This is a genomic window from Alteromonas sp. S005 (assembly GCF_036864475.1).
Classification (GTDB): Bacteria; Pseudomonadota; Gammaproteobacteria; order Enterobacterales; family Alteromonadaceae; genus Alteromonas.
Genome location: NZ_JAZETN010000003.1, coordinates 159,350 through 183,889, shown reverse-complemented (window position 1 = coordinate 183,889; position 24,540 = coordinate 159,350). Strand labels below are relative to the sequence as shown.

Sequence of the window (24,540 nt, the reverse complement as noted above, 5' to 3'; positions counted from 1 at the left end):
AGATAAAACACTTTGACGTCATGAAGAGAGCACTACATAAAGAGATTATTAATTTACTATGGCAAATAATTCGAAAAACGATGAGTTTCCAACCATTAGATTGGATGAAGAAGACCGTCGAGACTATCAGACTAAGAGGCAAGCTGCTCCATCAAAGGCGACCCCGCCCCCATCATCCCCTTCCGCAAACCGCCAGCCTGAAAATAGCGGAAGCGGCAACGGAGTCTGGGTTGTTTTAGTTGCCCTGATCTCATTAGCCGCATGCGGAGGCTGTTACTACTTGTACACCATGCTTGAGCAACAGAAAGCTGTGGCTGAGCAGGCCGAAAAGCGCATTATGCAGCTAGAGAACAAGCTTTCTGCGACAGGCGAAGAAATCGGCGAGTCTACTGTTGCCCTACAGGTCAAAGTTACTGAATTGTCGAATAAGACTAATGAGCTTTGGGAGCAAATGGACAAGCTTTGGGCTTCGGCATGGCGTCGAAATCAAAAAGAAATCGCTGACCTAGGTGATCGTGTTAGTAATGTTCAAACTGCATTAAATAAAAATGTCAGCGCCGTTTCTGATGATGTAAAAAGCCAGGCTGCAGCAATCGGCTCTGTTAAAAACCAGCTGGCATCACTAGCCGATGAACTACTCGCAGTGAACGTTCAACTAGAACAAGCCACAAGTGACAAACAAAGCGCCCAGCAGCGTGTGCGCAATCTTACCGATAAACTATCAGTGTTGGAGCAGCGCAACACCACCTTATCTGGGCGCATTACCAGTTTAGAAAACGAGATACGCGAGATCGCAACCAAAGTTGTATCAAGCGGCAGTGCTAGCGGCGGCGCGGGCTCACCTGCCTCACCTGCTGGCAGTTAAATCCTCTTGTTTTGCGTTTTGTTTTCAAAACGAACAATGCAATACAGCGACACCAGATAAACACAGAAAAAAGAAAGGGGTTAATAACCCCTTTCTTTTTTGTCGTGATACCATTACCGCCTTCCAAAACTAAGACAGGACATACTGCGCAATGAGTGACCAAGCGCCTAAACGGTTAAATAAATACATTAGTGACACAGGCCTATGTTCACGCAGAGAAGCGGATAAACTCATTGAGCAAAAGCGCGTAACTGTAAATAACAAGCCACCAGAGCTTGGCACCAAAATTGGTACTGGCGATATCGTTAAAGTTGATGGAAAAGTGGTAGGTGCAGTAGCAAAGGATAAATCAGACAGGGTCTATATTGTTTATAACAAGCCTATAGGTATTACCTGTACTACTGAGCGCCATGTGAAAGGCAATATAATAGACGCTATCGGTCACAAAGAGCGTATATTTCCCGTAGGCAGGCTAGATAAGCCCTCTGAAGGACTCATCATACTCACCAGCGATGGTGATATCGTTAATAAAATATTGCGCGCTGAAAATGCGCATGACAAAGAATATGAAGTGACGGTTAACCAGCCCATTAGTGAGCGATTTGTAAAGCGTATGGCACGCGGCGTGCCCATATTAGGTACAGTGACGAAGCCTTGTATCGTTAAACCAACCGGCAAAAATAAATTCACTATTATTCTTACCCAAGGGCTTAATCGCCAAATACGCAGAATGTGTGAATTCCTGGGCTTTGAAGTGACTAAACTAAAGCGAACACGCATTATGCATTTAGAACTCAAAAATTTGCGTCCAGGTCAGTGGCGTAATCTTACCGAGAAAGAATTAAGTACGTTGCAAAAGGCAGTAAAATATTCCAGTAAAACCGCTTAGGTGCACATCAATTAAAGCTTCTGATTTATATTAGAAATTCATTGTTTAATCAGTTTTCATGGTCTACTTTTACTAAAAACACTGTGGAAGTGAAAGTGCATTGGATAAGGGCCATACACATTCTTTAATTGATAAGAGTACATATTTAGGGACAGAGATTTCCGCAAATTATGACCCTTTTTTCGTGGCGCTTTCCATACTGATTGCCATCACAGCGGCGTTACTCAGTTTTATTTTTGCTTCACGCACCTCTCGTTCAGACTTTAAAAAAGAGCGGTTTATCTGGTCAGTTGCCTCCGCATGCTTTTTAGGCTTTGGCATTTGGTCAATGCACTTCGTTGGTATGCTTGCCTATAAGCTTCCCATCTCGATAACGTATAGCCCTAGTATTACTCTATTATCAATATTGCCTGCAATTTTTGCTAGTTTCGTTGTTGTATCACACCGCCGTAAAAAGGAACAAAAGCTATGGCAGGATAGTTTATATATGGGAGGCGGAATTGGCAGTATGCATTACATTGGTATGATGGCAATGCAGATGGAAGCCACCATGGCATACGATCCTTGGCTTTTCCTCACATCCATTATTGTAGCTATTGTATTGGCTGGTATATCGCTTAAGGCTCACGCTTCTATTTCAAACAAAGAAGCAACAGTAATGCAGCAGTTAATCCCCGCCACCATTATGGGAGTAGCCATATCAGGAATGCACTACACGGGGATGCTGTCAATGCACGTTTATGCCCTTCCCTCAACATCTTTTGTCGACGAACCAGGTTTAGAAAGCCTTGCCTATCTTGTAACCTTTATGGTGCTATTTTTCTCGCTTGTCTTCATCTTACTCATTGAATTAAGAGCCAGAACGCTGTCGACCGATAGGTTTACCGCTGTTTTGAACACGGTTCAAGAAGGCGTTTTCACCTTTGACTCAGACGGAAGGCTGGAATTTGTTAATCCCGTAGTTTTAACTATGTTTGGATATCAGAAGCATGAGCTGAAATATCGTCGCGTCAACGACCTTGTGAGTCAGACCGGCTCGGGAAACAGTGTATTGCTTAACGAAGTAATTAAAGCTGCCGAAGGGAAGTCTCTGGGAAGTATTCCACATCGAATTGATGGAGTACGAAAAAACGGGTCTACTTTTCCTATTTCTTTTTTAGTTAATAAACTTCCCAGTAATCATGAAGCCTTTGTATGCACAGTCAAAGACCTTTCAGATGTGAAAAATCAGGAAGTTTTTACACAAACCGTCTTTGATATACTGCCTGACATGCTTTTTGTGAAAGATGCTAATACCCTAGCTTTTACTCACGTAAATGACATGGTTGTACATAATCTTAATAAGGCAAAAACCGACCTGCTAGGGTTAACTGACTTCGATGTTTTTGAGCTGGACGATGCTAAACGTATTGTAAGATCGGATACACAGTTGATTGACAGTGGAGATATTCAAAGCTGTGAAGAGCAAAAGTTTATTCTCAACGGGGAGATACGCTACTTTCAGACGAAGAAAGTGGTGATTAAAGACGGTAACAATGATGCCCAATACTTATTATCTCTTTCCGAAGACATCACGGAGTTGAGAAAGACAGAGACCGAACTGCAGGCATTAAATAAGCGCATGTCAATGGCTGCCGATGCAGCAAACATTGGCGTTTGGGAATGGGATTTGGAAACTAATGAACTTATATGGGATGACTGGATGCACCGCATTTACAGTATTCCAAAAGATGAATTTAACGACCACTTTAGTGTATGGGCGAATACGGTGCACATGGAAGACTTTGACACAGTAAAAGCACACATCGACCAGGCCATTGACACGAAGTCAGATTTTCATACCCAATTTAGAGTTCAGGTTAGTAAAAACAAATACCGCTATATTCGTGCTGATGGGCGATTGGAAGACAACAAAATGTTCGGGATTAATATGGATGTTACCGAGCAAGTAGAGGCGCAGCAACGTATCAACGAATTAGCCAATCACGACACTCTCACCGGGTTAGCCAATCGCCACGCATTGAAGACATATGTAGAAAGAGAATTTGCACGCAATGATAGAGCGGATAAACGTTGTCTTTGTCTTTATTTGGATTTAAACAAATTTAAACCCATTAACGATACTCATGGGCACAACATTGGTGATGCTGTATTGGTTGATATAGCTAAACGATTGCAATCATTATGCAGGGTATCCGATATCGCAGCTAGAGTGGGCGGTGACGAGTTTGTAATTATCGTTTCAGATATAGAAAAAGACTTTAATACCGAGGAAATGATTGAACGCGTGCACAATGAAATCATCAAGCCAGTGATAACGTCAAAAGGGAAAATGTTCGTGGATGCCAGTATAGGTTGGTCTGTTTATCCTGACGAGGCCAAAAGCCTTGACGAGCTTATTAGAATTGCTGATGAAAGAATGTTTGATAAAAAAGAGTTCGTGCGGGTCACAAGATAAAAAAAGCGCCCATTGGGCGCTTTTCTTGAAACCTGGTCTTATCGACGTAGACCTAGACGCTTGATTAGGTCAAGGTAACGCTCAGCGTTCTTGCCTTTAAGGTAGTCTAGAAGCTTACGACGTTGGCTAACCATACGTAGAAGACCACGACGAGAGTGGTGATCTTTCTTGTGATCAGCGAAGTGACCTTGAAGCTTGTTGATGTTGTGAGTAAGCAAAGCAACTTGAACTTCTGGTGAACCAGTGTCGCCTTCTTTTACGCCGTACTCAGCAATGATTTTCGCGGTTTCTGCTTTAGTTAGTGACATATCATTCTCCTAATATTTATGCTTCGCCGATCACTAATTCAGCAAAGCGGAATGAGCGCTGTATTATAATGACGTTTACACACTAAGCAAGCCATAAACCATCTTTATTTACAGACACTACGTCTATGAATAAACAACCCGCCGCTTAGGGTTAACAAACACTTCTTGTTTCGGAATGCCTTGATCTTTTGGGTCAAGTACCCCTTCCCCTACGCCGAGAAAAATACCATTGGTATCAGCACCGTGATAGACGCGGTAAGATGTGCCTTCACAAAGTGCTTCACTGCACATGCCTTTAACCGATTGACCATTGTCAAAACGATTTCTTTCTGCGTCGTTAATTGTCACAAACGGAAGGCGGCTAACAGCAGTATCCATAGGAATAAGCAAGTCATCAAGGGCGTTGAAGTCACCGTCTTCCAACGATTCTTGAATTTCAATCAACTTGTCCAATGAAACCATCTTATCGGTGGGATAGTCTGCGACTTCGGTCCGATGTAAGAGGGTCACATAAGCACCACAACCAAGGTTCTGCCCTAAGTCATCCACAATAGAGCGAATATAAGTACCTTTGCTGCACTTGATGCGCATATCGACATAAGGCAGTTCGATACGCAGTACGTCCAGCTCATATACTTCAATATCACGGGGTTCACGTTCAATCTCTATGCCTTGACGCGCATAGTGATAAAGTGGCTTACCTTGATGTTTAAGCGCTGAGAACATGGATGGTATTTGTTTGCTCTTACCCAAGAACGCTAAACACGCGTTACGTACTTGCTCTTCAGTGACTTCAACGGGCTTCTCTTCTACCACTTCACCGTCGGCGTCAGACGTGGTTGTGCGCACGCCAAGTTGTGCCGTAACCTCGTAGGTCTTTTCAGCATCCAAAAGAAACTGTGAGAACTTGGTAGCTTCACCTAAACACAGCGGCAGCATACCGCTAGCTAGCGGGTCAAGCGCGCCGGTGTGGCCCGCTTTGGCCGCCTTATACAGCCAACGTACTTTCTGTAATAGTTGGTTTGATGATCCACCCAGTGGTTTATCAAGCAATACTATGCCGTTAATGTTACGGCCCTTACGACGTCTTGCCATCTACTCCTGCTCTTGTGAATCGTCTTCATCGCGCTTCGACTCATCTTTAGCGATGGTCTGTGACACAAGATTAGAAATACGCATGCCTTCAACAATCGATTTATCTTCAAAAAAGTGAAGATCCGGTACTGAGCGCATGCGAATACGTTTTGCAAGGATACTGCGAATGAACTTTTTGTATTCAGCTAGCTGCTTGATTTGGGCTTTGCCCTCTTCTTCAGTGCTGTTGTAGATAGTCACAAAGATTTTCGCGTGAGCTAGGTCGCGCGATACATCTACATCAGAAACCGTGATTAAAGGCATATCGCCTACGCGGTGTTTATATTCGTTTTGCAGAATGCTCGCTACTTCTTTATGAACTTGCTGAGCGACTCTGTCGGTACGTGAAAATTCACGAGCCATTGTACTCTCCTTTCCTTATTTAACGTAGGGCATGCTTGAGGCTGTTTACTTTATACAGACAAAAACGGGAGCACTCGGCCCCCGTTTTTCACATGCCGAATTAACTAAGGCAGTTAAATTTCGCGTTTAACCTCAACGATTTCGAAGACCTCAATTTGGTCACCTACTTTCACATCGTTATAGTTCTTAACGCCGATACCACATTCCATACCGTTACGTACTTCTTGTACGTCGTCTTTAAAGCGACGTAGTGATTCTAATTCACCTTCGTAAATTACTACGTTTTCACGAAGTACACGGATTGGGTTGCTACGCTTAACATTACCTTCTGTAACCATACAGCCTGCAATTGCGCCCAGTTTCGGTGACTTAAATACATCACGTACTTCGGCAAGACCAATGATTTCCTGCTTGAACTCTGGTGCAAGCATACCGCTCATGGCCGCTTTCACTTCGTCAATTAGGTGGTAAATAACGCTGTAGTAACGTAGGTCAATTTCTTCAGCTTCTAGTACGCGACGTGCTGTTGCATCGGCACGAACGTTAAAGCCTAGTACGATAGCGCCTGATGCAGCCGCAAGAGTTGCGTCAGTTTCAGTGATACCACCTACACCACTACCTACAATATTAACTTTAACTTCAGAAGTAGAAAGCTTAACCAGTGACTCAGATATCGCTTCTACAGAGCCCTGTACGTCAGCCTTAAGTACGATGTTAAGTTCGCTAACGTCACCAGACTCCATGTTCGCAAACATGTTTTCAAGTTTCGCTTTTTGCTGACGAGCAAGTTTAAGTTCACGTTTCTTCTGATGGCGCTTCGCTGCTACTTCACGAGCTTTACGTTCGTCTTTAACAACTGCGGCATCTTCACCAGCTACTGGAACACCTGAAAGACCAAGTACTTCTACCGGCGTTGAAGGTCCTGCAACCTTAATCTCTTTACCGTTTTCGTCGCGCATTGCACGAACACGGCCGTACTCTTCACCACAAAGTAGAATGTCACCAGCAAGTAGTTGACCTTCCTGAACGAGTACTGACGCTACCGGACCACGACCTTTATCAAGACGAGATTCGATAACAATACCGCGACCAGAGCCTTCAGCTACCGCTTTAAGGTCAAGTAGTTCTGCCTGAAGCACGATAGCATCAAGAAGCTCATCGACGCCCATCCCCGTTTTCGCAGAAACGTTACAGAACTGGTGTTCACCGCCCCACTCTTCTGAGATAACTTCTAGTTGAGATAGCTCAGTTTTAACGCGGTCTGGATCTGCTGTTTCTTTATCCATCTTGTTCACTGCAACGATAAGAGGTACACCAGCAGCACGGGCGTGCTGTACAGCTTCTTTCGTTTGCGGCATTACGCCGTCATCTGCAGCAACAACAAGAATAACGATATCTGTCGCCGTAGCACCACGAGCACGCATTGCAGTAAACGCGGCGTGTCCCGGTGTATCTAGGAAGGTGATTTCACCGTTATCTGTTTGTACTTTGTAAGCACCGATATGCTGGGTAATACCACCCGCTTCACCGTCTGCTACTTTCGCACGGCGAATGTAGTCAAGCAGTGATGTTTTACCGTGGTCAACGTGACCCATGATGGTAACAACAGGAGCACGTGTTGATTTCTCGCCATCTGTGCCGTCTGCTAGCAACTCATCTTCAAGCGCATTGTCATTTACAAGCTCGTACTTGTGACCCATTTCTTCGATAACAAGTACCGCAGTGTCTTGGTCTAGTACTTGGTTGATGGTAGCCATCTCGCCCATCTTCATCATCGTTTTGATAACTTCGTTAGACTTAATAGCAAGTTTACTTGCCAGCTCACCAACCGTGATGGTTGCGCCAAGCTTAACAACGCGCTCTACAGGTGCTGCAGGCTTGTTAAAGCCTTGCTTAAGATGCTCACCAGCGTTTTTCTTAGACTTGCGACGACGACGTGAAGAACGCTCAACCTGCATGTCTTCTTCGTCTTCTGCTTCTTGAGCGTAGCGGTTAGAATGCAAGTGAACTTCTTCAGCTTCTGCTTTCTTACGACGCTCTTCTTCTTCTTTCCAGCGGCGCTCGTTTTCTTCAGCAAGTTTACGCGCTTCGTCAGCCGCCTTCTTAGCGTCCTCTTCAAGTTTCTTCTGCGCTTCTTCTTCCTGCGCTTTACGCAGACGCTCTTCTTCCTGACGTGCAGCTTCTGCTTCCGCTTTTTCAGCTTCAGTTAGCTCAGGTTCGTCGGCCTTACGGGTTTCAGCTTCTTTCTTAGCCTGTTCGGCACGACGTGCACGCTCTTCATCAGCGGCTTTCTTAGCTTCTTCTGCTTTACGCGCTTTTTCTTCAGCGGCTTTTTTCGCTTCAGCGGCTGCTTTCTCTTCTGCTTCGCGCTTCAAGCGTGCCTCTTCTTCAAGACGCTTCGCTTCTTCTTCCGCTTGACGCTGCTGTTCTTCAACATCGCTGCGCTTAACGTATGTGCGCTTCTTGCGTACTTCCACTTTCACTTCTTTAGACTTACCAACACTTAATGTGCTAGTCGTCTTACGCTTAAGTGTCATACGCGTTGGTTCAGCTGCGCTGCCGTGTTGCTTACTTAAATGATCCAATAGTTTCTGTTTCTCGTCTTCGTTTACCTGATCGCCGGCACTCTTAGAGATACCCGCGTCTTTAAACTGGCCAACCAATCGGTCAACGGTCGTACCAATGTCGCTGGCGAGCTTTTCAATAGATACATCTGCCATTACGTAATTTTCCCCCTGTTGACCTTACTCTTCTTCACTGAACCATACGATATTACGAGCCGCCATGATTAACGCACCGGCTTTCTCTTCGTCTAGTTCATCGATATCACTGATATCATCGGTACCTTGTTCTGCTAATTCTTCCAGGTCAGTAACACCGCGGCTGGCCAACACATAAGCCACGTGTTTACTCATACCTTCAAGATTTAATAAGGCTTCTGTAGGCTCTGCACCTTCAAGCGATTCTTCATTCGCTAGTGCACGCGTGGTTAAGAAAGCACGCGCTCTATTGCGCAGCTCTTCAACCATTTCTTCATCTAACCCTTCAACCGCTAGAAGTTCGCTTGCTGGCACGTATGCCACTTCTTCTAGCGTTGTAAAGCCTTCATCTACCAAGACAGACGCAAACTCTTCGTCAATGTCCAAACCAGCAGTAAATAGATCAAGTACCTTCGCGTTTTCTTCTTCGTGCTTCTTGTTGAGATCGTCAACCGTCATCACGTTAAGTTCCCAGCCTGTAAGCTGGCTAGCTAGGCGAACGTTTTGACCACTACGGCCAATTGCCTGAGCTAAGTTGTCCGCTTCAACTGCTACGTCCATGCTGTTGCTATCTTCGTCAACAACAATTGACGCAACTTCAGCGGGAGCCATTGCATTGATAACGAATTGCGCTGGGTTCTCATCCCATAGCACGATATCAACACGTTCACCACCAAGTTCGCCCGATACAGCTTGTACGCGTGAACCACGCATACCCACACACGCACCTACTGGGTCTAAGCGCTTGTCGTTAGTTTTAACTGCAATCTTTGCACGTGAACCTGGATCGCGAGCTGCTGATTTAATTTCTAGCGTCTCTTCTGCAATTTCAGGCACTTCCAAGCGGAATAGTTCAACTAGCATGTCTGGGTGAGTACGGCTTATAAATAGCTGTGCACCACGTGCTTCCGGACGGATAACGTAAAGAAGACCACGTACACGGTCACCTGGACGGAAAGTTTCACGAGGAAGCATATCATCGCGATAGATAACGCCTTCTGCGTTATTACCCAAATCAATAATGATGTTGTCGCGGTTTACTTTCTTAACCGTACCCGTAACCAGTTCACCCACTTTGTCTTCGTACTCAGCAATCATTTGCTGACGTTCAGCTTCGCGCACTTTTTGTACGATAACTTGCTTAGCGGTCTGCGTAGTTATGCGGTCGAATTTGATAGATTCAATCTGTTCTTCCACATAATCGCCAAGTTGTATCTCTGGCTCGTCAATTTGCGCCGCAGAAAACGTAATTTCAGCAAATGGATTTTCTTGCTCTTGATCATCCGGGATAACCAACCAGCGACGGAATGTATCAAAGTCACCAGACGTTCTGTCGATACTTACACGAACTTCGATTTCGCCTTCGTTTTTCTTTTTTGTTGCACTAGCGATTGCAAACTCTAGCGCTTCAAAAATTTTCTCTCTAGGCACTTGTTTTTCATTTGAAACGGCTTCCGCCACTAACAAAATTTCTTTATTCATTTTCGCCTCTCTTATGCCTTCGTCGATGAAAGCAGAGCTGTTCCGTTAATCGAACGTGGGAACAACGTTACCTTTTTCGATATTCGCCACAGCTAACTGGAACTGCTGGCCATCCACTTCAATACTTACAATGCCGTTTTCACACGTAAGTACTTTGCCTTTAAAATTACGTCGGTCGTCCATTGGCATAGACAATCGAACTTGAACCACTTCACCTACAGCCTCGATGTAATGCTTTTCTTTGAAAAGCGGTCGGTCCATACCTGGTGATGACACTTCGAGGTTATATTCAGTGCTAATTGGATCTTCAACGTCCAAAATTGCGCTAACCTGATGACTTACATCTGCACAATCATCTACGGTAATACCGTTCTCATGATCAATAAAAACGCGAAGAATTGAATGCTTCCCCGCTCGTACAAACTCGATACCAACCAATTCGAAACCCAGTGCTTCTACACCTGGCTCTAGCATTTCGGTTAGTTTCTCTTCAAGTTTTGCCAATGCAAACCTCCAAAAACGAAAAAAGGGCCTAAAGCCCACCTGTCATCACCCGGCTCAGCGAGGCTGACTCCAGGTTTTAATACAACAAAAAGCCCCGGACTAGCGGGGCTTTTATTAAAATTCTGAACCCATACCTGCCAATGTAGGCAGTTGCAAACTTATGGGTAAAACCACCGATAGGTGATAGCTTGCTAATGATAAGTGCGTTACTTTCCTTTAACGAGGGAGCCCACTCTCATCACTTGATGCGCACATTATACGTATAGGCGGCGCATTAAGCAACAGCGAAAAGACTTAGCGGTCAGTCCTCATCTTTAAACTTGGCTTTTATGTCGAGTATTTTAGGCATAATTTCTATCATTAATTCGACCAGTTTTGGTTCGAAATGCTTCCCCTTCTGGCTCTCCATAAAATCGACAGTTTTTTCGATACTCCACGCGTCTTTATAGGGCCGTTTGCTGGTAAGTGCATCGAACACATCAGCAATGGCACAAATGCGTCCCTCAATAGGAATATCCTCTCCGGCAAGTCCGTTAGGGTAACCCGTTCCATCCCATTTCTCATGGTGGGTTAACGAGACTGACTTTGCCACTTTTAGCAGTAAAGAATCGCCGCAATCGCCGATGATCTCAGCGCCAATTTCCGGGTGGTGTTTCATAGTGGCAAATTCTTCATCGGTAAGCTTACCTGGCTTAAGCATTATGCTATCAGCAATACCAATTTTGCCAATGTCGTGCATAGGAGCAGCATGGAGAAGAGTTTCTGCCTGCTTCTCAGTAAGTCCATAAGCTAGCGCCAATTCTCTTGCGTAATGGCTCATCCGCATGACGTGCATGCCTGTTTCGTTGTCTTTGTATTCAGCAGCTTTACCTAATCGCTGCACAACTTGCAAACGACTATCTAACAACTCGTCTGCCTGAACTAAGCTAAGGTGAGTCTTTACGCGTGCTTTAACAATTGCTGGAGATATGGGCTTAGTGATGTAATCCACAGCACCTGCATCAAAACCCTCAGTTTCCTCATGCTCGTCATTTAATGCCGTGACGAAAATAACTGGGATGTGCTTGGTACTCGACTGCTGCTTAAGTTGGCGACAGACTTCAAACCCTGTAAGTCCGGGCATCATAACATCAAGCAGTATTAAGTTTGGTTGCCTTCCTCTAGCAAGTTTTAACGCTTCTTCGCCGTTTCTGGCGAAAACAAGCTGATAGTCCGGAGCTAAAAGTTGCTTTAAAACCCTTAAATTAACAGGCTCATCGTCAACGACTAATAGCGTAGGTTGTTCAATCTCAATCTCTAACATGCCGTGTCTCTGGACTACTTTAACTCTTGTATTAATGAAGAAATATGCTCATGCGCCAATTCAAACTCAAAGTCATCTATGTCTAAGAGAATTTGACCGATTTGCTCATTGTGATTGGAACACCCTAGTTCTTTTAAAAATGACAGTTCCGCTTCATCCACCATGTTTTGCTCTACACTATTGAGCATAGCTTCCAGGTGACTGAGGAGCAAAGCATTATCTATACTTTCATTGATCGCATTTTCTGCATATAAAGGCGATTCACTTAGCATCGACTCTATTTGTTCTAGAGCATCGCGGAGCTGATTAACTTGTTCAATATCAATAATTGATTTCAGCGCCTGTGCCTCTATCTCTTTAGTGATACGGAAGAAATTGGTTAAACATAGGTTACCCGACGTTCCTTTTAAGCCATGAGAAAGTGATGCTACCGCTTTATAATCTTCTCTTATAGCTGCGTTCATCAACTCATCAACCTTTTCCCGGCTTGTTGAAGTGAATTTATCCACTTCCTGTAGTACCGTCTCTACACTTCCCCACAGAGCAACAGCTTTCTTTAGATTTAAAGTAGCTTTATCGGCTTTAAACGCTGATTCTGAGTCATTCTCTGTAGGCGTATCTGCGACAACAAAAGTATCGAGCTTTAATACCCGAGCCACCTCTTCCATAAGAGTGCCAAAGTCCACCGGTTTGTTAGCGAATCCTTCCATGCCCGCTTGTTGCGCCGCATGCTTATCCTGCACTAGAACACTGGCAGTTAGCGCAATAATAGGCATTGGGGGTAATTGGTGTTCTCTCTCAAATTTTCGCCGTTGCTTTGCCGCCTCTAAACCGTCTAGCTTTGGCATTTGCAAATCCATTAAAACGACGTCAAATGAAGTCGACTCCATTTTTCCTAACGCTTGCTCACCATCAGTGGCAGTGTCTACCTGATGCCCAGCGCGAGTAAGGAGCAAAGACAAAAGCTCTACATTTTGTTGTACATCATCAACTACTAATACGTTTAACGTTGATTGAATTTGGGTTGAAGACGGTCCCGAGGTATCAGGGGTGTATTCACTAACTTCAACCGCTTTTAGCGGCAACCTAAAGGTAAAGGTACTTCCTTTTCCTTTTTCACTGGTAACACAGATATTTCCGCCCATAAGTTCAACAAGCTGTTTAGAAATAGTGGTTCCAAGGCCAGTACCTCCATATTTCCTACTCATCGATGCGTCCGCTTGCGAGAAGGGGTCGAACACTCGCTCTACTTGTTCTTGCGTCATCCCGATACCGGTGTCTGAGACGCTAAAATAGACAAACTTATCGTCGCCTCTCACGTTGATGGATACCTCACCTTCATGAGTGAACTTAACGGCATTTCCAATAAGGTTATTGAGCACTTGCCTGAGGCGTTCGGGTGCACCTTGGTACCCATCTGATACAGAATCATCAACATTTAAAACGAGGTCCACTTTTTTGCGCTTAGCTTCTAACCAAAATGTAGAAACAACCAAGTCTAATTCTTCTCGAATAAGAAAGTCGCGGTAATCTAAATCAAGCTTCCCCTTATCTAACTTTGCGCTATCCAGTATGTCGTTAAGAAGGTGCAGCAGCGAGCGAGCAGAACGGTTAATTGTGGTTAAATGGGATTTTTGCTCTTCTCGCAAAGAGTCCCCTAACATCAAATCGCTAAAACCAATAATTGCGTTCATGGGAGTACGAATTTCGTGACTCATATTGGCAAGGAATGCAGTACGTGCTGCAGCCGCTTGTTCTGCTGTCTCTTTCGCTGCTTTTAACTCTTCTTCCATTACCCGTCTTTGGATAATATCTGATATAAAACCATCGACATAGAGAATATTGCCATCGTCGTCTTTAACGTGAGTACCGTGTTCGGTCACCCACTTTACTTCTCCTGATTTAGCTATGATGCGGTATTCATAAGAAAAGGCACCCTGTTGGGCATTAACATCAGAAAGTCGCTCAACGTCATCTGGATGATAGAGGTCAGTAAAAGAACGTTTAGGATTCGGTAAAATGAAGTCACTCGGTGGATATCCGGTTATTTCCAGCACAGCGTCACTAATGAAAACCATAGGCCAGCCAGGCATGTTCAAACACCGATAAGCCATACCCGGTATATTCGAAATCAAGCTTCTGAACTTAGCTTCACTTTCGCGCAAAGCATCTTCCATTTCTCTGCGCTTTCGTAAGTCTGACGCAAAAGAAACAAATACCGGCTTACCGTCTATTTTGGTATAGCCAACACCTAAGCGCACAGGTATGCGCTCCCCTCCCTTTCTAAGGACTTCTACTTCTCTGCCGGTGCCGATAATTTGTTCAGTAGATACAACCCGTTGGCTGAAAAAGTCATCGCCATAAAGGTGTCGCCTCTCTGGTGTGACCATGTCGGCAGCGTGCATGCCAATAATCTCTTGCTGGGTGTACCCATAAATTTGCTCAACAGCGGGGTTAGCGGTTTTGATGATGCCTTTATCATCTACGGTAAGAATGGCGTCGACAGCAGTATCGGTGATTGCGCTTTGCATTCGTTCACTTTCAAGTGCGCGTAACATAGCATCACGATATTTAAATAGCAGACTGATGCCCAATACGAAAACGATTAGCACCAAGGTGACGATAGCAATGGATATGGCGAGATAAACAGCAATATCCGACGATTGATTTGATGTTTCCATACCTGGCGGCAATACAAACCGAGCGGCAGCCATGCCAATATAGTGCATACCCGCAATGGCCAACCCCATGACCGTACTTGCAAGTAGCACATGCTTCCCCAGCATCTTTCTGCTTTGAATTGCAGCAGCAATACCAAACTTTATCCATAGCGATAGCATTGCCAAACATATAGCAACCACGATAGAAAGCGCAAACATACCAAGGTCATAGCGTAGAAGTGGCGCCATCTCCATTGCAGCCATACCACTGTAGTGCATGGTACCGATACCTGCGCCCACTAACACGCCACCTAAAAACACTTCAGCTGCAGTTATACGGGTTTTAATTAAAAGATGAAGGGCTACCCATGCTGCAGCTACACCTGGAATTGCAGACAGCCCAGTTATAAAAGGGTCGTAACTAACAGGTAAACACAATTCAAATGCGGTCATGCCGAGAAAATGCATTGACCAAATTCCCCCTCCGAGCGCTATGCTACCCGTAGTTAACAAAGTATTTCGTCTTAACGCATCTTGAGTAACAGCAGCTTGTCTTGCGACGTTAAACGCCATAAATGAAGCAAAAACAGCGACTAATAAAGACAGAACAACGAGAGGAAAATGATAAGCGCCTTCAATTAAGGTGGCGTGTTCTTCGTATGTGAAAAAACGAGCGATCATGAGGCGGCTAAACTACCTATTAGTTTTATTTTTTGGGCACTTTGTAACTTAGCACACTCTTTTTTTCAGTGCGGTAGTTAATTCGTAGTAATTGAATTGATTTTGTGCGAAGAGACATAAGAAAAGAAAAAACCCAGCAAAAGCTGGGTTTTTAAAGTGGTTGCGGGAGCAGGATTTGAACCTACGACCTTCGGGTTATGAGCCCGACGAGCTACCAGACTGCTCCATCCCGCGACTGTACGGTTAGTTTGCTTGCGCAATACTTTTTAGTTCTGGTTTTACAAATTGGTTGCGGGAGCAGGATTTGAACCTACGACCTTCGGGTTATGAGCCCGACGAGCTACCAGACTGCTCCATCCCGCGACTGTACGGTAAAGCCTGCGTTTGCAGAGCTTTGAAATTCTGGTTATTTTCTGTGGTTGCGGGAGCAGGATTTGAACCTACGACCTTCGGGTTATGAGCCCGACGAGCTACCAGACTGCTCCATCCCGCGCCAGAAAATTATTGTTGCAAGCGTTGCGTACAATGCCTCGCTTCAACGTGGGGCGTATTATACATAGAGACTTATTCAACACAAGTGCCAAGTCGAGAAATATTTCATTTTTCTGACTGTTAGCGGTTTAATTAACCAACATGTTCAAAGTTAATACAAATTACCTGTAAAACAAGCCCATTTAAAACAGTTCACTGCCGAAACTATCTAAATTTTTCCATTTTTTCAGCAAGCGAAAAGTCGAGCTCTGTTAGTCCATCAGCATCATGGGTAGTGAGTGTGACCTCTACTTTGTTATATACGTTAAACCATTCAGGATGATGCTTTAGCTTTTCTGCCCAAATTGCGATTTGCGACATCCACCCAAATGCACGGATAAAACTTTTAAATGCGAATGTTTTTTTGATGCAATCACCGTTTCGCTCCCAATGTGTGCCGTCTGTAACTAAATCATTAAGCTCTGCCAATTTAGTCTCAATAGTATCGTCCGCTAGCTTTGTCGGCATTTTTAACTCCCATTAATTTTTGTACGTGTTTTGTTTACTCTAAATAATGAAAGTTAGATTAGAAAAGGGATATGGATAAAATTTGAAGAAATATGTGGAGCTTTTAGTTTACAAAAAGCCGGCTTCGAGAGCCGGCTATATCTTTCAGCAATAATTTTAAAACTCTATTGCTAGCCTCGCATAAATCTGTCGACCACGAGGATCGTGTACTTTTGAATCGAAGCCACTGTTTGTGAATACCTGAGGTGGTTCCTCATCAAATAGATTTACTCCCCCTAAGGTCAATACATAACTTTGATCAGTATCGAAAACGCTTCCTAAGTCAATGTTGTACTGAGCGTCAACCGTTAACATGCTGTCGATTTCATAAAAACCATTTGCACATCCACCGGTATTACTTGTTCCATCTGCACAGTTTTGATCATCGTCATATGATGATATGTAGCGCAAGAACAGGTTTGCTGCATGTACATCATGTTGCCAGTTAAGGCCAATATTCATGCGTAACTCTGGCGAAGACACACCTATATTATTGAAGTTACGGCGACCAGCACCATCTACATCCCCTGCTTGCGGGTCGTTCAAGTCATACTTGGTAATGTAAGTCGCTTGAATAGTAGGTGTAAAGTTCCCGAGCTCCGTCTCCATTTTATAGCTTGAAACAAAGTCTATGCCCGATGTTTCAAGTGAACTTGCGTTAACGTAAGTATTGTTAATCTGTAATACTGGCCCCGTTAGAGGGTCACCAGCACGTACGACTCGGGAAGTATCAGTAGGGTCGGCGTTCAATAGCGCTTGCGCATTCTCCTGAATGATCAAATCTTCAAATTCAAAGTTCCAATAATCTACCTCTATTGATAGGTCTCTGAACGGCTCATAAGAAAAACCTATGTTGTACGCTGTAGATTCCTCAGGTTTTAAATCCTCATTACCCGATGTACGCACAGCGACAAAAGCTTGCGCACCCTGCACTGGGTCGACAACTTGTTGTAGCGACGTAGCTCCCCCTTGGGCTAGGAATACGGTTGGCGCTCTAAATGACGTCGAGATCGAGCCTCGTAGCGAAAACTCGTCTGTTGCGCGCCATGATATAGCCAGCTTAGGGTCAACTGTACTACCAATGCTACCGCCGTAATCTTCATAACGAACGGCTAACTGCACGTCAAGTTCGTCGCTCACTGGTAATGCTAACTCCCCAAAAGCCGCCCAAACATCTTGGCTTCCATCTAAATCAGGATTACCGATAACAAAAGTGAAGCTGTCTTGATTAGATAATTCATCGTAGTCCTGTCTCAGGCTGTTTTCACGATACTGAATCCCGAGTGCAAGCGCCGCGTAACCTCCACCCATTTCGAAGGTATCAAAAGAGGTAAACGCTTCGAACACTTCTAAATCAGCTTTCGAGTCGATGACCTGCTTACCTGTAAATGAACTAAGTACATAGTCTGAGTTAGGCGCACTCGTATATGACGTCGCGAATGGGTTGAAAAATTCGCAGCTACCTTCTCCTGGCGTTCCCAAAACTGGATTACAATTTGAACCGCCAAACCCTAACAGTGCGAGTTGAAATTCAGTATTCAATACATCTGGTACTGAAAATACAAAGTCATTTACTGCCCTTGTATAACTTATTTCCCAAAAACCACTATCAGTAACACCTTGTAAATTTGTGCTAAAGCGGAAAGTATCTGACTCTGTATTTGCAGCATCACCTGGCTGCCCATTGCCTTCAGCACGGCCAAAAAACGAAACCGCACGCCCAAATGGATTTTGTGGGTGATAGTCTGGAACCACTGGTGCAGTCAGAATAGGAAAGCTTGGCGCACCACCACGTTCGGCTCGGTTCCGTGCCATGCCAATTTCAGTTGTCCATGTGATGTCGTCTGTAAATTCGTACTCGGCACGTGTATATGCATTAATGCGGCTTTCATCCGGAACATAAGAATAGAAGGGCCCGAAATCGAAACCACAAAGGCCAACATCTAGCCCAGGCACTGTGCCCTCCGGCGCTAATATCTGTGGAAAACCGCCGAATTCTTCACACCCAAACGGGTCGATAACTGGAACACCTGGCGCAATGAAAAAACTCGCTGGATTCCCCAAGGCACTAGTATCGTCTTGTGGGCGACTCAAGCGTCTATCGCTTATAAAAAGCGGAGAGCGATTTGTATAACTAATAGCGGCAATAACATTACCCTTATCGCCCGTCGCTCCCCAAAGGCCCTGAAGGACATATTCTTTATTATCGCCATGTGCACCGTCTTGATAATCGACGCTCACCATCGCACCATCATAATTACGCTTTGTAATAAAGTTAACTACGCCTGCTACAGCATCAGAACCGTATAAAGCGGATGCACCGTCCTTCACTACCTCCATGCGGTCAATGGCAATCATAGGTACTAGGGAGCTTGTATCTACAAAGTTTAGCCCCTCGTTTGTAGGCTGAGCGGTGACGACCTGGCGTTTGTTGTTAAGCAGCACCAGAGTCGATGCTACACCTAAACCGCGCAGGTTGATGTTTGATGTACCCGCAGTGGCGTTTTGAGTGAAGGCATCAGGATTGTTTTCGGCACCTGTGTTAATGGTTAGCGTTTGAGTAATATCGGCAATATTCTTGGCACCAATAGCGTCTATTGCAACGCTGTCGACAACGGCTAACGGTGATGGAGATTCGAAGTTTTCGCTTCTGCGAACAAAACTTCCGGTAACAAGGATTAGTTCTACGTCTTTCTTAGCTTCCTGCTCGGATTCAACGTCAGTTTCTTGTGCTGACGCAATAAAAGGTGAGCAAAATAAAGCAGCACCGACCACTGCGGCTACCGCTGTTTTACGCGTATTTAATTTCATAGTGTGATTCCAAATCTGGGCTTATCACTACCGGCACTACTACCCACACTTTCCGCTAGCAACAGGCTATTCGATTTTGTTTTGTTATTGTCTGAGGCCAACAGAATGTTGACCTACATCACTGATACTATGCCTGAATTTTATTTTTGTAAATTTATTGTGAATAATATGTTTACATTAATTTTACACATGGTCAGACCACTTAAACTTAAGGCTAACGCATAGAAATTGCCCGATAGCGAGAGTAAAAGGCTAATGAGAAGAAGTTGCGCAAAGTGCGTAATTTCTTCACTGATTCATTTTTGATAAAAGGAAAGGAAACCTGTTTCTTCATAAATTTCATTAAGTTAAAAAAAATTTAAAACAGGAACAATTCTTGAAACACCGTAAAGAAAGATTAAAAACGGTAATGGAGTCTATGGAGTTTCCTGAGATAGATGAAGTATATAAGCTTCTAACTGAAAAGCTCGAAAGCTGGGTAGAAGGTGCAATCACTTTGCTACCTAATATTGTCGTTGCATTCGTTATCGCGATTGTTTTTGGTCTCATTGCTAAAATGGTCGGAAACGTCGCAGGCAAACTGATGCGGCGCACCTTTGAATCTCGTCAGATAGCCGGCCTTCTCACATCTATAATTAAGGCTCTAGTTCTTGTCGCTGGTATATTTATCGCGCTAGATTTTGTTGGCCTGAAAGGTACAGTCACATCCCTTCTTGCTGGTGCAGGTATTGTTGGATTGGCAATTGGTTTTGCATTTCAAGATATGACGGAAAATTTCATTGCCGGTGTTGCAATGGGCATCAGAAAGCCTTTCGATATTGGTGACGTGATTGAGGCTGAAGGGGTGTTTGGTAACGTTAAAGAGATAAATTTACGCAATACTCTTGTTGAAACCTTTTATGGCCAACTTGAAGTTATTCCAAACAAGATCCTGTTTCGTAATATTCTGACCAACTATTCCTATTTAGGCTACCGAAGAATAGAGGTACCGGTTGGCATTTCTTACGCTGACGATATTGAAAAAGCCGCGCAAGTTATCACTGACGCGATGAACGATAAAGATTATGTGATTAAAAAGGATGAGACAGCGGTTTATGCAGAATCATTCGGTGACTCCAGTATCAATCTATTACTGTGGTTTTGGATCCGCTATCCCGGAGAACCTGGGTTCATGGTGGTACGTCATGACGCTATTAGCACAGTAAAAACCGTACTTGAAGACAACGATATTCTGATTCCATTCCCTATCAGAACACTAGATTTTAATGCAAAAGGCGGCGATAAGCTCAACGCGATGTTAAAGCAGCGAGATGAAGAAAGTTCATCTGACACTAATTCTTCGTCACAAAAAAATGGTGACGAAAAAGCGGCAGACAACACAAGTCATGCCGACGATGAGTAAAACCAAAGGAGAGACAAATGGAAATGTTAAATTCAACTACACGTAAACATACGTTCTTAGCAATGATTCTAGCAGCGAGTATTGGAAGTTTAGGTGGTTGCGCTACAATTGAAGGCGCAGGTGAAGATATCCAAAGTGCAGGCGAAGCCGTTGAAGAAGGCGCTGAAGAAGCGTCAAACTAAGCAGTTTATTATGCTATATGTAAAGGTCAGATAAGGGTATGCCTCATCTGACCTTTTTTCATAATCACCAACTGTTAAGTAAGCGAACGTAAACTGCTACTTATGCGAACTATTAGCATCTAAGCTTCTACAGCTCACTCTCTGGCAGGTCAGACACCAATTCTCGTTAATTCTACGGTTTCATAACCGCTAACATTAAAAAGCTTCCAACAAGCGCTGGATTCCCACTCGATTTCAAAATACAGCTAGCCTCTACCTTATATAGTTTGCCTTGTTGTTTATCGGTTACATCAACAAGCCTAAATTGGTATTTTAAAGCGTCATTGCTTTTGACTGGTTCAAGAAAGCGAAGCTTATCAATGCCATAGTTTATCATTGAGGCAATTTTATCGCTTGAAGCGAGAACTTCACCAAACGCTTTGGGCATAAGACTGGCACTTAAAAAGCCATGTGCAATCGTTGTTTTAAACGGACTCTCTTTTTGACAGCGAGCTGTATCTAGATGAATCCATTGATGATCACCTGTAGCGTCAGCAAACTGATTAATCATGTCTTGAGTTACTGTTAAAAAATCAGCTTGTTCAAGCACATCCCCTACCGATAGTTCTAAAAGCGTCTTCATATATAAGTCCAATCTCCATTTAAGAACGATGAAACTACTATTATTCACTTGAATGTTTCAATTAACTTTTAATAATAGGTATTTATAAATATTCTTGTTACACTAACGTAAATTATTCGTAGATGCTATGTAGTAACAGTTTCTATAGTTGCTTTATTTTCGCTGTGACAACAACAGCGGTTCTTCATCTGTTGGCTTTTTAATGGGGCACTCGCCCTTAAAGGACTAGTTATGAATCTCAATAGAATTGATTTGAACCTGTTTGCCGTATTCGATGCTATTTACACGGCAGGTAGCTTAACCAAGGCTGCTGACGTCTTGTGTATTACCCAACCGGCGGTTAGTAACTCGTTAGCCAGATTAAGAGAAATGTTAAACGACCCCCTTTTCGTGCGCACAGGTCATAGCATGACGCCTACACCCGTAGCGCAGAACATTATTGTGCCAGCTCGACAAGCCCTCGCTTTGTTGCGAAAAAGCGTTCAAGAAAGTCACACGTTTGATCCACTGACCGCAGAGAAGTCTTTTAACTTTGCCAGCCGAGATTTGTTAGAGGCCAGTATCATGCCTCGTCTAGTGTCTCGTCTACAGAATTTAGCGCCTAATATTGCTTTAACGAACTATGAGATCCCTCGAAGCCAAGTAGTATCAGCAATGGCGGCAGGTACGCTAGATTTCTTCGCCGATGCATCTACGTTTACTGACCCACATCTGTGTAAAGAGAAAATAGCGCAAGACCGATTTGTGGTACTCGCTCGCAAAAACCACCCTGCTCTTAAAAACGGCTTGGATTTAGATACATTTTTGCGTTTGGGGCATATCAACGTATCTCAGCGCAAGTCGGGCGCGGGTCCTATTGATGTTGCTCTCGACAAGATGGGCAAACGAAGAAAAGAGGTTATGCGTGGGCAGCACTTCTTAACCGTGCCTAGTACTATCGTAAAAACTGATTTAATCGCCTGCTTACCGTTTCATTTGGCGAAGCACTATGATTTAGCTATTTACGAACTTCCTTTTGACCTACCACCGGTAGAATACTACTTGTATTGGCACGTCAGTGCAGATCACGACTATGCGCATATGTGGATGCGAGAGCAAATTATGGAAGTGGCAAGTAACTTCAAGCAACACTAGTTTCAAGCATTTATGCTAAATCACAAAAAAGCCCTATTTACATAGGGCTTTTTTTAAGTTGAAACTAGCTAAAGCGTTTTAAAATGAATAGCGCTTTGATGATCTTTGTCGTGGTAGATCGTGTGAAGCGCTTTAGTGAAATCACTTTCTTTTGCCTCAAATATATTTTCTACATAGTTTTGAGGGTTCATATCAATAAACGGAAACATACTGCTTTGAATTTGAATCTGTAGCTTATGCCCGCGTTTAAATGTGTGCAAAAGATCGTACAATTCGAACTCTATTTTAGCTGGTGAATTGGGTACAAACGCTTTAGGTTCACTCATACTTTCCCTGAAACGCCCGCGCAATACGCCCCAGCGAACCAATTCATGACGGTTACCCCGCGCCTTATCAACCTTATTGCTATTCTCATCGATAGAAGGGAAAACGTCGACGACCTTTACGACAATATCAGCCGCTGATTTATTTGTAGAGAACCACAAATCTAGGTCGATAGCACCAGCAATGGTTAAGTCACTTTCAAGAGTCTCTGTCTCGAAAACTAAAACATCAGGTCTTCGGGCAGCAAAACGTTGATCTTCTACCATATAAGGTCTATCCCAGCCTCGACTAATCTTAGCTGAGTGAGGAACTGGCTTGTTAGGGTCGCTTATGTATTCGCTATAGCCAGTATCGCTTTTCTTAGTAACAAGTTTTTCATTTTTTGCTAAATACATAGTTTGCTGTGACCCAGCTTTAGGAGGCCATACGTCAAACTTACGCCAGCGATTGCTGCCCGTTTCAAACATAGTCGCGGTAGCTATTTCTACTTCTTTCGCCCCTTTTAGATGAGTTTTGAAAAACGGCAGCAACACATCTTTTTGAAACCAAGCACTAGTGTCAAAGCCAAACTGTGCTTCGCCAAGTTCGGCGCCGCCTTTTTCACTTTGCCATTGACCATGATACCAAGGCCCCATAACTAGCTTAACATGGTCTTCCTGGTTGTTTTTAGACATAGCTTGGTAAGTGTATAGCGGGCCGTATAGGTCTTCTGTATCGTACCATCCGCCGACAACCAAGGTAGCAGGTTTGGTATTTGTCAAATGCTGTAAAACATCGCGAGACTGCCAATACTCATCATAGTTTGGGTGTTGGATAACTTCGTTCCAGAACGGTCGCTCTCCATGAAAGTATTTCTCATTAACGTTAGTGAGCGGACCTAAATTTCTAAAGAACTGGTAGCCATCCGGCGTTTCTGACTTCATTCCTTCAGGCCAATAAGAAAACTCTCCCTCTCGCTGTTTATCGAAGGTATCAAAGAAGATAAATGCCATCGGGGTAACGAAAGCGCCATTTCTGTGAAAGTCGTCAAAAAACCAGTCAGCAATAGGTGCTTGTGGTGAAATCGCTTTTAATGCAGGGTGACTATTAATTGAGGCAACCGACGTATAATAGCCCGGGTAGGATGTGCCCCACATCCCTACTTTACCGTTATTTCCTTCAATATTTTTTATCAGCCAATCGATAGTATCGTACGTATCTGTCGCATCATCCGTCGCTTTTTTTCCGCGCTTATAAGCATCCTGCGGACGCATATTGACGAACTCGCCTTCGGAGCGGAATTTTCCTCGCACATCTTGAAATACGAAGATAAATCCATCCTTTTCAAATGCTTCGCTAGGCCCTAATTTAGCTTTATATTTATCTGCTCCATAAGGCGCAACGCGATAAGGCGTTCGCTGCATCATAATTGGGTACTTTTTAGAATCGTCGATAGGTATATAAACTGACGTAAATAACTTTACGCCATCACGCATCGGAATTTGGTACTCATATTTGGTGTAGTTAGCCCGTATATATGCCTCCCTAGGGTTTTCATCTTTTTGTTCGGCATAGGCATTATTAACCACAAACAAAACCATCAGCAGCATCACGCTGCGTATTACCATTTTCATTATCTGTC

General features: G+C 43.9%; 18 protein-coding genes and 3 tRNA genes. 6 read left to right on the top strand and 15 right to left on the bottom strand.

All coding sequences use genetic code 11. The annotated features are described in order from the left end of the window. Positions 1–58 precede the first annotated feature (58 nt). The 3 genes from V7R55_RS06075 to V7R55_RS06065 all read left to right on the top strand — a co-directional run bounded on the left by V7R55_RS06075 (position 59) and on the right by V7R55_RS06065 (position 4,212). Positions 59–865 (top strand): hypothetical protein, encoded by an 807-nt coding sequence (locus tag V7R55_RS06075; RefSeq protein WP_334058249.1) that lies wholly within the window; start codon positions 59–61, stop codon positions 863–865. A 151-nt stretch (positions 866–1,016) separates the two neighbouring features. After that, complete coding sequence (gene rluF / locus V7R55_RS06070) at positions 1,017–1,754, top strand: 23S rRNA pseudouridine(2604) synthase RluF (RefSeq protein WP_334058247.1); 738 nt, start codon at positions 1,017–1,019, stop codon at positions 1,752–1,754. A gap of 184 nt (positions 1,755–1,938) precedes the next feature. Continuing rightward, positions 1,939–4,212, top strand: coding sequence for a diguanylate cyclase domain-containing protein (locus tag V7R55_RS06065; protein ID WP_334058245.1), 2,274 nt, complete (start codon positions 1,939–1,941; stop codon positions 4,210–4,212). Positions 4,213–4,250: 38 nt separating this feature from the next. Here the strand turns inward: V7R55_RS06065 and rpsO are convergent, their stop codons facing one another. The 13 genes from rpsO to V7R55_RS06000 all read right to left on the bottom strand — a co-directional run bounded on the left by rpsO (position 4,251) and on the right by V7R55_RS06000 (position 19,255). Continuing rightward, positions 4,251–4,520, bottom strand: coding sequence for a 30S ribosomal protein S15 (rpsO, locus tag V7R55_RS06060; protein ID WP_012518257.1), 270 nt, complete (start codon positions 4,518–4,520; stop codon positions 4,251–4,253). A gap of 123 nt (positions 4,521–4,643) precedes the next feature. Next, complete coding sequence (truB, locus tag V7R55_RS06055; RefSeq protein ID WP_334058242.1) at positions 4,644–5,615, bottom strand: tRNA pseudouridine(55) synthase TruB; 972 nt, start codon at positions 5,613–5,615, stop codon at positions 4,644–4,646. Then, on the bottom strand, positions 5,616–6,017 hold the full coding sequence (rbfA, locus tag V7R55_RS06050; RefSeq protein WP_118495169.1) for a 30S ribosome-binding factor RbfA: 402 nt from the start codon (positions 6,015–6,017) through the stop codon (positions 5,616–5,618). Positions 6,018–6,130: 113 nt separating this feature from the next. Then, on the bottom strand, positions 6,131–8,737 hold the full coding sequence (gene infB, locus V7R55_RS06045) for a translation initiation factor IF-2 (RefSeq protein ID WP_334058240.1): 2,607 nt from the start codon (positions 8,735–8,737) through the stop codon (positions 6,131–6,133). A 24-nt stretch (positions 8,738–8,761) separates the two neighbouring features. Next, positions 8,762–10,258 (bottom strand): transcription termination factor NusA, encoded by a 1,497-nt coding sequence (gene nusA / locus V7R55_RS06040; RefSeq protein ID WP_334058238.1) that lies wholly within the window; start codon positions 10,256–10,258, stop codon positions 8,762–8,764. Positions 10,259–10,303: 45 nt separating this feature from the next. Beyond that, positions 10,304–10,762 carry a ribosome maturation factor RimP gene (gene rimP, locus V7R55_RS06035; protein ID WP_179983224.1) on the bottom strand — a complete coding sequence of 153 codons (459 nt, stop codon included), beginning with the start codon at positions 10,760–10,762 and terminating at the stop codon, positions 10,304–10,306. A gap of 301 nt (positions 10,763–11,063) precedes the next feature. Next, positions 11,064–12,065, bottom strand: coding sequence for a response regulator (locus V7R55_RS06030; RefSeq protein ID WP_334058235.1), 1,002 nt, complete (start codon positions 12,063–12,065; stop codon positions 11,064–11,066). 14 nt (positions 12,066–12,079) lie between these two features. Continuing rightward, positions 12,080–15,406, bottom strand: a complete 3,327-nt coding sequence (locus tag V7R55_RS06025) for an MHYT domain-containing protein (protein WP_334058233.1) — start codon at positions 15,404–15,406, stop codon at positions 12,080–12,082. Between the two features lie 157 nt (positions 15,407–15,563). Next, positions 15,564–15,640, bottom strand: a tRNA-Met gene (locus V7R55_RS06020). 52 nt (positions 15,641–15,692) lie between these two features. Continuing rightward, a tRNA-Met gene (locus V7R55_RS06015) sits at positions 15,693–15,769 on the bottom strand. A gap of 53 nt (positions 15,770–15,822) precedes the next feature. After that, positions 15,823–15,899, bottom strand: a tRNA-Met gene (locus V7R55_RS06010). Positions 15,900–16,102: 203 nt separating this feature from the next. Next, a complete protein-coding gene (locus V7R55_RS06005) occupies positions 16,103–16,405 on the bottom strand; it encodes a 4a-hydroxytetrahydrobiopterin dehydratase (RefSeq protein ID WP_334058232.1) in 303 nt (100 codons plus the stop codon). A gap of 156 nt (positions 16,406–16,561) precedes the next feature. Continuing rightward, positions 16,562–19,255: a TonB-dependent receptor plug domain-containing protein gene (locus V7R55_RS06000; protein WP_334058230.1), complete on the bottom strand. Its 2,694-nt coding sequence runs from the start codon at positions 19,253–19,255 to the stop codon at positions 16,562–16,564. Positions 19,256–19,673: 418 nt separating this feature from the next. On the opposite strand from V7R55_RS06000, the gene V7R55_RS05995 reads away from it, so the two are divergent. After that, positions 19,674–20,657: a mechanosensitive ion channel family protein gene (locus tag V7R55_RS05995; RefSeq protein ID WP_334058452.1), complete on the top strand. Its 984-nt coding sequence runs from the start codon at positions 19,674–19,676 to the stop codon at positions 20,655–20,657. A 17-nt stretch (positions 20,658–20,674) separates the two neighbouring features. Continuing rightward, positions 20,675–20,839: an entericidin A/B family lipoprotein gene (locus tag V7R55_RS05990; protein WP_334058229.1), complete on the top strand. Its 165-nt coding sequence runs from the start codon at positions 20,675–20,677 to the stop codon at positions 20,837–20,839. 172 nt (positions 20,840–21,011) lie between these two features. Here V7R55_RS05990 and V7R55_RS05985 read toward each other — a convergent pair whose 3' ends face one another. After that, positions 21,012–21,461: a MaoC/PaaZ C-terminal domain-containing protein gene (locus V7R55_RS05985; protein WP_334058227.1), complete on the bottom strand. Its 450-nt coding sequence runs from the start codon at positions 21,459–21,461 to the stop codon at positions 21,012–21,014. Positions 21,462–21,692: 231 nt separating this feature from the next. On the opposite strand from V7R55_RS05985, the gene V7R55_RS05980 reads away from it, so the two are divergent. Then, positions 21,693–22,595, top strand: coding sequence for a LysR family transcriptional regulator (locus V7R55_RS05980; RefSeq protein WP_334058225.1), 903 nt, complete (start codon positions 21,693–21,695; stop codon positions 22,593–22,595). A gap of 68 nt (positions 22,596–22,663) precedes the next feature. Here the strand turns inward: V7R55_RS05980 and V7R55_RS05975 are convergent, their stop codons facing one another. Beyond that, the gene (locus tag V7R55_RS05975; protein WP_334058223.1) at positions 22,664–24,532 is read right to left on the bottom strand and encodes a CocE/NonD family hydrolase; all 1,869 of its coding nucleotides are present in this window, start codon (positions 24,530–24,532) and stop codon (positions 22,664–22,666) included. Positions 24,533–24,540 lie beyond the last annotated feature (8 nt).

What these genes read in the sequence shown, in the direction of transcription:
- V7R55_RS06075 (WP_334058249.1), top strand. Translation starts at nt 59, where the DNA reads ATGGCAAATAATTCGAAAAACGATGAGTTTCCAACCATTAGATTGGAT.
- rluF (WP_334058247.1), top strand. Translation starts at nt 1,017, where the DNA reads ATGAGTGACCAAGCGCCTAAACGGTTAAATAAATACATTAGTGACACA.
- rpsO (WP_012518257.1), bottom strand. Translation starts at nt 4,520, where the DNA reads ATGTCACTAACTAAAGCAGAAACCGCGAAAATCATTGCTGAGTACGGC.
- truB (WP_334058242.1), bottom strand. Translation starts at nt 5,615, where the DNA reads ATGGCAAGACGTCGTAAGGGCCGTAACATTAACGGCATAGTATTGCTT.
- rbfA (WP_118495169.1), bottom strand. Translation starts at nt 6,017, where the DNA reads ATGGCTCGTGAATTTTCACGTACCGACAGAGTCGCTCAGCAAGTTCAT.
- infB (WP_334058240.1), bottom strand. Translation starts at nt 8,737, where the DNA reads ATGGCAGATGTATCTATTGAAAAGCTCGCCAGCGACATTGGTACGACC.
- nusA (WP_334058238.1), bottom strand. Translation starts at nt 10,258, where the DNA reads ATGAATAAAGAAATTTTGTTAGTGGCGGAAGCCGTTTCAAATGAAAAA.
- V7R55_RS06030 (WP_334058235.1), bottom strand. Translation starts at nt 12,065, where the DNA reads ATGTTAGAGATTGAGATTGAACAACCTACGCTATTAGTCGTTGACGAT.
- V7R55_RS06025 (WP_334058233.1), bottom strand. Translation starts at nt 15,406, where the DNA reads ATGATCGCTCGTTTTTTCACATACGAAGAACACGCCACCTTAATTGAA.
- V7R55_RS06005 (WP_334058232.1), bottom strand. Translation starts at nt 16,405, where the DNA reads ATGCCGACAAAGCTAGCGGACGATACTATTGAGACTAAATTGGCAGAG.
- V7R55_RS06000 (WP_334058230.1), bottom strand. Translation starts at nt 19,255, where the DNA reads ATGAAATTAAATACGCGTAAAACAGCGGTAGCCGCAGTGGTCGGTGCT.
- V7R55_RS05995 (WP_334058452.1), top strand. Translation starts at nt 19,674, where the DNA reads ATGGAGTTTCCTGAGATAGATGAAGTATATAAGCTTCTAACTGAAAAG.
- V7R55_RS05990 (WP_334058229.1), top strand. Translation starts at nt 20,675, where the DNA reads ATGGAAATGTTAAATTCAACTACACGTAAACATACGTTCTTAGCAATG.
- V7R55_RS05985 (WP_334058227.1), bottom strand. Translation starts at nt 21,461, where the DNA reads ATGAAGACGCTTTTAGAACTATCGGTAGGGGATGTGCTTGAACAAGCT.
- V7R55_RS05980 (WP_334058225.1), top strand. Translation starts at nt 21,693, where the DNA reads ATGAATCTCAATAGAATTGATTTGAACCTGTTTGCCGTATTCGATGCT.
- V7R55_RS05975 (WP_334058223.1), bottom strand. Translation starts at nt 24,532, where the DNA reads ATGAAAATGGTAATACGCAGCGTGATGCTGCTGATGGTTTTGTTTGTG.